The 8,119-nt window shown below is 67.8% G+C and carries 4 protein-coding genes and 1 pseudogene; 3 read left to right on the top strand and 2 right to left on the bottom strand.

Annotation, left to right across the window (positions count from 1 at the left end; translation table 11 throughout):
• Both ACK5M9_RS15930 and ACK5M9_RS15925 read left to right on the top strand, forming a co-directional pair.
• On the top strand, window positions 1-3,578 hold a 3,578-nt coding region (locus tag ACK5M9_RS15930; protein ID WP_416894111.1), incomplete at its 5' end, for a multifunctional oxoglutarate decarboxylase/oxoglutarate dehydrogenase thiamine pyrophosphate-binding subunit/dihydrolipoyllysine-residue succinyltransferase subunit.
• A gap of 258 nt (window positions 3,579-3,836) precedes the next feature.
• On the top strand, window positions 3,837-4,670 hold the full coding sequence (locus tag ACK5M9_RS15925) for an SDR family NAD(P)-dependent oxidoreductase (protein ID WP_416894110.1): 834 nt from the start codon (window positions 3,837-3,839) through the stop codon (window positions 4,668-4,670).
• 28 nt (window positions 4,671-4,698) lie between these two features.
• Here ACK5M9_RS15925 and ACK5M9_RS15920 read toward each other — a convergent pair whose 3' ends face one another.
• Together ACK5M9_RS15920 and ACK5M9_RS15915 are read right to left on the bottom strand one after the other, a co-directional pair.
• Window positions 4,699-5,565, bottom strand: a complete 867-nt coding sequence (locus tag ACK5M9_RS15920) for a glycine betaine ABC transporter substrate-binding protein (protein WP_416894112.1) — start codon at window positions 5,563-5,565, stop codon at window positions 4,699-4,701.
• A gap of 17 nt (window positions 5,566-5,582) precedes the next feature.
• Window positions 5,583-6,749 (bottom strand): annotated as a pseudogene (locus ACK5M9_RS15915) (NAD(P)-dependent malic enzyme); the annotation flags it as partial.
• Between the two features lie 324 nt (window positions 6,750-7,073).
• Here ACK5M9_RS15915 and ACK5M9_RS15910 point away from each other — a divergent pair.
• Window positions 7,074-8,119 (top strand): PE family protein (locus ACK5M9_RS15910; RefSeq protein ID WP_416894109.1); only part of this gene is annotated, 1,046 nt, incomplete at its 3' end.

Below are 8,119 nucleotides of genomic sequence, written 5' to 3'. Positions count from 1 at the left end.
CGGCCCCGCTGGCCGCCTCAGCCGCTCCGGCCCCGCCGGCCGCACCGGCCGCCCCCGCGCCGGCCAGGCCGGCAGTCCAGCCGGCCATAAGCACCGCCGCCGGCGGCGAATCACCCACGTCCCCCGCTCCCCCCGCTCCCGCCAAAGCCGCCAAGGCTCCCGCGGCTGCCCCGCCGGGCGACGGCGACACCGTGGCCGTACTGCGTGGCGCCGCGGCCGCCGTCGTCAAGAACATGTCGGCGTCCCTGGAGGTGCCGACGGCGACCAGCGTGCGCGCGGTGCCGGCCAAACTGATGATCGACAACCGAATCGTCATCAACAACCAGCTCAAGCGGACCCGCGGCGGCAAGATCTCGTTCACCCACCTACTGGGTTACGCGCTGGTCCAGGCGGTCAAGAAATTCCCGAACATGAACCGGCACTTCGCCGAGGTGGCCGGCAAACCCAACGCCGTCACCCCGGCGCACACCAATCTGGGCCTGGCGATCGACCTACCGGGCAAAGACGGAAAACGCTCACTGGTGGTGGCCGCGATCAAGCGGTGCGAGGAACTGCGATTCGCCGAGTTCGTCTCCGCCTACGAGGATATCGTGCGGCGGGCCCGCGACGGCAAGCTCACCGCTGAAGACTTTGGCGGCGTGACGATTTCGCTGACCAATCCCGGCACCATCGGCACCGTGCACTCGGTGCCCCGGCTGATGAACGGCCAGGGCGCCATCATCGGTGTCGGCGCAATGGAATACCCCGCGGAGTTCCAGGGCGCCAGCGAAGAGCGCATCGCGGAGTTGGGCATCGGCAAGCTGATCACCCTGACATCGACCTACGACCACCGGATCATCCAGGGTGCGGAGTCCGGCGATTTCCTACGCACCATCCACCAGCTGCTACTGGCCGACGATTTCTGGGACGAGATCTTCCGCGAACTGGACCTCCCCTACCTGCCGGTGCGCTGGAGCACCGACAACCCGGACTCCATCGTCGACAAGAACGCCCGGGTGATGAACCTGATCGCGGCATACCGCAACCGCGGCCACCTGATGGCCGACATCGACCCGCTGCGGCTGGACAAGTCCAGGTTCCGCAGCCACCCCGACCTCGAGGTGCTCACCCACGGGTTGACGCTGTGGGACCTCGACCGCGTCTTCAAGGTGAGCGGTTTCGCCGGTGCGGAATACAAGAAGCTGCGCGATGTACTGGGCCTGCTGCGCGACGCGTACTGCCGGCACGTTGGCGTGGAGTACACCCACATCCTCGACCCCGAGCAGCAGGCGTGGCTGGAAGACCGCGTCGAGACCAAACACGTCAAACCCACTGTAGCCCAACAGAAGTACATCCTCAGCCGACTCAATGCCGCCGAGGCATTCGAGAACTTCCTGCAGACCAAGTACGTCGGCCAGAAGCGGTTCTCGCTGGAAGGAGCCGAAAGCGTCATCCCGATGATGGACGCGGTCATCGACCAGTGCGCCGAGCACGGCCTCGACGAAGTGGTCATCGGGATGCCGCACCGCGGCCGGCTCAACGTACTGGCCAACATCGTCGGCAAGCCGTATTCGCAGATCTTCACCGAGTTCGAAGGCAACCTGAACCCAGCGGAAGCGCAGGGATCCGGCGATGTGAAATACCACCTGGGCGCCAGCGGCACCTATCTGCAGATGTTCGGCGACAACCAGATTCAGGTATCCCTGACCGCCAACCCGTCACATCTGGAGGCTGTCGATCCGGTGCTGGAGGGTCTGGTCCGGGCCAAGCAGGATCTGCTCGACCACGGCGCCAACGACACCGCCGAAGCGAAGGCCTTCTCAGTGGTACCGATGATGCTGCACGGGGATGCCGCATTCGCGGGCCAGGGCGTGGTGGCCGAAACGCTCAACCTGGCGCATCTGCCCGGCTACCGGGTCGGCGGCACCATCCACATCGTTGTCAACAACCAGATCGGGTTCACCACCGCACCGGAGTACTCCCGCTCCAGCGAGTACTGCACCGATGTCGCCAAGATGATCGGCGCCCCGATCTTCCACGTCAACGGCGACGACCCGGAAGCCTGCGTGTGGGTTGCCCAGCTGGCCGTGGACTTCCGGCAGCGGTTCAAGAAGGACGTTGTCATAGACATGGTGTGCTACCGCAAGCGCGGTCACAACGAAGGTGACGACCCGTCGATGACGAACCCGTACATGTACGAGGTCGTCGACAACAAGCGCGGCGTGCGCAAGAGCTACACCGAAGCCCTGATCGGCCGCGGCGACATCTCGCTCAAAGAGGCCGAGGACGCACTCCGCGACTACCAGGGCCAGCTGGAGCGGGTGTTCAACGAAGTCCGCGAAGTAGAGAAGCACGGCGCACAGCCCAGCGAGTCGGTCGAGGCCTACCAGATGCTGCCCGCGGGGCTGAACACGGCGGTGGACAAGGCGCTGCTGTCCCGCATCGGCGATGCCTTCCTGGCAATGCCGGAGGGGTTCACCGCTCACGCCAGGGTCAAGCCGGTGCTGGAGAAGCGCCGGGAGATGGCCTACGAGGGCAAAGTCGACTGGGCCTTCGCGGAGTTGCTGGCGCTGGGATCGTTGGTGTCGGCGGGCAAGCTGGTCCGACTGTCCGGGCAGGACACCCGTCGCGGCACCTTCTCGCAGCGCCATTCGGTGATCATCGACCGGGAAACCGGCGCGGAGTTCTCCCCCCTGCAACTCCTGGCCACCGACACAGACGGGACCCCCACCGGCGGCAAGTTCCTGACCTACGACTCGCCGATATCGGAGTTTGCGACGCTGGGCTTCGAATACGGCTACACCGTCGGCAACCCCGACGCCCTGGTGCTGTGGGAGGCGCAGTTCGGCGACTTCTTCAACGGCGCACAGTCGATCATCGACGAGTTCATCAGTTCCGGCGAGGCCAAGTGGGGCCAATTGTCGACGGTCGTAGTTCTGCTACCGCACGGACACGAGGGCCAGGGGCCTGATCACACCTCCGGCCGGATCGAACGCTTCCTGCAGTTGTGGGCGGAGGGGTCGATGACAATCGCGGTTCCCTCGACCCCCGCCAACTACTTCCACCTGCTGCGCCGGCACGCCATGGACGGAGTGATGCGGCCGCTGATCGTGTTCACCCCGAAGTCGATGCTGCGCAACAAGGCCGCGGTGAGCGACGTCAAGGACTTCACCGAGGTCAAATTCCGCTCGGTGCTGGAGGAGCCGGCCTACGAAGACGGTGCCGGCGACCGAAGCAAGGTCACCAGGATCCTGCTGACCAGCGGAAAGATCTACTACGAATTGGCGGCGCGCAAAGCCAAGGACGGCCGTGACGACGTCGCGATCGTACGCCTGGAGCAGCTCGCACCGCTGCCCCGGCGACGGCTGGCTGAAACCTTGGGCCGCTACGGCAACGTCGACGAGTACTTCTGGGTACAGGAGGAGCCGGCCAACCAGGGTGCCTGGCCGTCGCTCGGCCTGACCCTGCCCGAGGTGCTGCCCGATCTGTTCGGCGGGATCAGGCGGGTGTCGCGGCGCGCGATGTCGGCGCCGTCGTCGGGCTCGTCCAAGGTGCACGCCGTCGAGCAGCAGGAGATTCTGGACACCGCGTTCGGCTAGTGCCCGATCGTCGGCGTTGAGTCTGCGCCCACGGCGGCGACACGCCGACGAACAACGCCCTCAACGCAGAATGAACCCTCAGAGGGCTGGGCAGTGGCGTTGAGTCTGCGCCCATGGCGCAAAGGTGCGAGTGGGCTGCGCCCTCACCGCAGGATCAAACCAGCCGGGTGACCAACATCCGGGCCACCCGAGGGCCGACCGGCGCCTGGGCACTGGCTACTGTCGATCACAAGGCCAGCCGACGCGAGGGAGAGTGCCATGGAGGGGTTCGCCGGGAAAGTCGCCGCCGTCACCGGCGCCGGGTCGGGTATCGGGCAGGCGCTGGCGATCGAGCTGGGCCGCTCGGGTGCCAGCCTGGCAATCAGCGACGTCGACACCGAGGGGCTTACGCTGACCGAGGAGAAGCTCATCAAGATCGGAGCACCGGTCAAGGCCGATCGGCTCGACGTGACCGAGCGCGAGGCGTTCGTGGCCTACTCGGAGGCGGTCAACGAGCACTTCGGCAAGGTGAACCAGATCTACAACAACGCCGGTATCGCCTTCAGCGGCGAGGTCGAGATCAGCCAGTTCAAAGACATCGACCGGGTGATGGACGTCGACTTCGGCGGCGTGCTCAACGGCACCAAGGCGTTCCTGCCGTATCTGATCGCTTCCGGCGACGGACACGTCATCAACATCTCCAGCGTGTTCGGGATTTTCTCGGTGCCGGGGCAGGCCGCCTACAACGCGGCCAAGTTCGCCGTGCGCGGCTTCACCGAGGCGCTGCGTCAGGAGATGCGGTTGGCCGGGCATCCGGTCGGGGTGACCACCGTGCACCCGGGCGGCATCAAGACCGCGATTGCCCGCAACGCCACCGCCGCCGAGGGACTCGACTCCGAGGAACTGGCCAGGGTCTTCGACAGGCAGTTGGCGCACACCAGCCCGCAGCGGGCCGCCAAGATCATCCTGGGGGCGGTACGTAAGAACAAGGCCCGGGTGCTGGTCGGCGCCGACGCCAAGGCGCTCGACCTGTTCGTGCGGGCGACGGGTTCTGGCTACCAGCGGCTGTTCTCCGCCGCGGCGGGCCGGCTAATGCCCGACCGGCCACGCTGAACCCTGACGCCTGACCCTTTCGCCGGGCTCACCGCCCCAGCGGGTGTTCGGCCAGCCAGGCGTCGGCCACCGCCTGCGGATCGGCGCCGGCAGCCACTTTGCCACGCATGTCGGCCAGGGCGGCTGTGTCCAGGATGCCGGCGACCTCGTTGACGGCCAACAGTTGCCCGGTATTGAGCGCGTTGCGTCGATACAGCGGGACCACGTTCTCGGCCCGGATCAGTGGGCTCTTGCCGCTGTCGGCCAGAACGACCAGATCCGGCGGGATTCCCGGGTCGGCCGCGGTGGCCCAGGCCGCGGTCAGCTGTCCATCCCGCAGCGCCGCGAACATTGTTGCGGTATCGGAGAATTCACCTATGACCGACAGCCGGCACGTTCCCACGGATGCCGGGCCATCCGAGCCGGCGATCCTGCCTGCGCGCATGCCGTCGCAGTGGCGCAGCAGCAGGCTCAACTCTTCGCCGCCCCAGGCCCGGGCGGTGGCCGGCGTGACCACCAGTGCGGGTTTGTCGTCGGCCTCGGTGGCGTAGTCGCCGGCCGCAATACCTTCCGGCAGCGCCGAATTCATCGTCCGGTAGACCTGTTTGTCCGAGCGAGCCGAGGAATCCGGCTGCAGGCTGTGCAGCACGGTGCCGGTGAACGCGGGTACGACGGTGACCGCCCCGGAGTCCAGTTCGACCATCGGGTCGGGGGCGGTTTCGGTGCGGGCGCCGAAGCCGTATGACCGCAGTGCGGCGACGTAGACGGCTGCGAGGAGTTTCGATTCGGCGGTCGGGCGGGCCCCTACCGCAAAGCCGGGGCCGTGACCTGGGCCACCGTGCGCCGAGCATCCCGAGCCCACGGCCACAACCAGCGCCAGCGCCAGCAGCCCGCCGGCGGCCCTGGCGATCCACACTCCCACGCTTCGGCAGGGTCTGCTGCCAGCGCGACCGCGGATGCGACTGCGTCGGCAACGCGCCGGTCCAGCGGGCTCGGCACGATCCGGTCCGTGGCCAGGTCGTCGCTGGCCACCGAGTAGATGGCCTCGGCCGCCGCCACCATCATCTTCTCGGTGATGCGGCGCGCTCCGGCGTCGAGTGCGCCACGGAAGATTCCCGGGAATGCCAGCACGTTGTTGATCTGGTTCGGGAAGTCGCTGCGGCCGGTGGCCACGATGGCTGCGTGTTTGGCCGCCAGGCCGGGGTGGATCTCGGGGTTCGGGTTGGACAGCGCGAACACGATCCCGCCGGGTGCCATGGTGGCGATGAGCTCTTCGGGAACCACGCCGCCGGATACCCCGAGGAAGACGTCGGCACCGTCGAGGGCTTCCACCAGGCCACCGGAGTGACCGGCGGGATTGGTGCGTCGGGCCAGTTCGACCTTGACGTCGTTCATGTCGTCGCGGCCCTCGTGCACGATGCCCCGGGAGTCGAGCACGGTGATGTCGGAGACCCCCATGGCCAACAGCAGGTTCGTGCACGCCACTCCGGCCGCGCCGGCGCCGGACACCACCACCCGCACCGCGGACATGTCCCGGCCGAGCAGCTTGGTGGCACCCATCAGGGCCGCCAGCACGACGACGGCAGTGCCGTGCTGGTCATCGTGCATCACCGGGCAGTCCAGCGCCTCGATGACACGCTGCTCGATCTCGAAGCAGCGGGGCGCCGAGATGTCCTCGAGGTTGACCGCTCCGAACGTCGGGCGCAGTCGCACCAGGGTTTCGACGATCTCGTCGGGGTCTTTGGTGTCGAGCACGATGGGGATCGCATCCAGCTTGCTGAACTCCTTGAACAGCGCGCACTTGCCCTCCATCACAGGAAGCGAGGCAGTCGGCCCGATATCGCCCAATCCGAGGACGGCGCTGCCGTCGCTGACCACCGCGACCAAGCGATTCGCCCAGGTGTAGCGGGCCGCCAGGGTCCGGTCCGCGGCAATCGCGCTGCTGACCTGCGCCACTCCGGGGGTGTAGGCCAGCGACAGCGCACGTTGGGTGTTCAACGGGGTTTGCAGTGCTACCGACAGTTTGCCGCCGGCGTGAGCCTCGAAGATTTCGTCGTTTCCGACTACGACCTGCTGGCTGAGCGCGGTCGGGCTGGTCATCTCTGAATCGATTCGGGGCACCGGACCAGGGTACTGGGGAACCGAGCCGGGAATCCATTCGCCGATCCTGAGCGGAGGTTGTGCCACCCGACCTCGGCCCGGGCTAAGGCTAAGGCCCGACTCGCCAGGGAATGGTTCGCCAACCAGTGCTACATCGAATACCTACCTGAGATGGGTTAAAAATGATCCATATCACATTCATAGAACTAGTTGACGCATAGTTGTCTACGTAGAATACTTTGAGTATTGCAATTTTCGTCCACTGTGACGGCCCGATGGCTAATCCCCCGCGGCTTTGCCGCAGAATGTGCTGGAGGTTCCCCCATGTCGTATTTCGGTGTGGCGCCAGATGCGCTGGCCGCGGCCGTTTCCGATCTCGCCGTCATTGGCGATGCTATGCAGGAGGCCAACGCGGCCGCGGCCGGCGGCACCACCGGCCTGCTCGCCGCCGGCGGGGACGAAGTGTCGGCGGCGCTCGCGGCCCTCTTCGACGCCCACGGCCAGGCGTACCAGGCCCTCAGCACACAGGTGGCAGCTTTTCACACCGAATTCATGCAAAACATCTCAGCGGGGGCTAACTCCTATGCCCTGGCCGAGGCCGCTGCCGCCTCTCCGCTGCAGTCGGCGCTCGACATCATCAACCAGCCGACCGAGCTGCTGCTGGGCCGCGCGCTGATCGGCGACGGCTCCGCTGGCGCCACGCCGGGAGCTGCCGGGGAAGCCGGCGGTCTGCTGTTCGGCAACGGCGGTGCCGGCGCGGCCGGGGCAGCCGGCCAGGCCGGCGGGGCCGGAGGCAGTGCCGGGCTGATCGGTCACGGCGGGGCCGGCGGGGCCGGCGGCATCTCGTCCACCGGCGCCGGAGCGGCCGGCGGAGCGGGTGGGGCCGGCGGGTGGCTCTACGGCAATGGCGGCACCGGTGGCGGTGGCGGTGCGAGCCTCGGCGGCACCGGTATCGCCGGAATGGCAGGCGCCGGCGGCCGGGCTTGGCTGTTGGGCACCGGGGGCGCCGGCGGGGCGGGCGCGGCAGTCGGCGCAACCGGCGGAACCGGCGGAACTGGCGGAACCGGCGGCGAAGCAGGATTTTTGTGGGGATCAGGCGGTGCCGGCGGTGCGGGTGGCGCCGGCAATGCCGCCGGTGCGGGTGGCGCCGGCGGCAACGCCGGGCTGCTCTATGGCCACGGTGGCGCGGGCGGTGCCGGCGGGGCCGGTGAGACGGTCGGCGGCACCGGCGGGGCCGGCGGCAGAGCCGCATGGCTGCTGGGCGCCGGCGGCACAGGCGGCGCGGGCGGAAACGGCTACGACGCCGGCCACGGCGGTATCGGGGGCAACGGTGGCGACGGCGGCCTGCTCTACGGCGACGGCGGCATCGG

This window comes from Mycobacterium sp. (assembly GCF_047975165.1).
GTDB lineage: Bacteria > Actinomycetota > Actinomycetes > Mycobacteriales > Mycobacteriaceae > Mycobacterium.
The sequence above is the reverse complement of the archived record's forward strand: the minus strand, read 5'-3'. Positions and strand labels throughout refer to the sequence as shown.

What these genes read in the sequence shown, in the direction of transcription:
- ACK5M9_RS15925 (WP_416894110.1), top strand. Translation starts at nt 3,837, where the DNA reads ATGGAGGGGTTCGCCGGGAAAGTCGCCGCCGTCACCGGCGCCGGGTCG.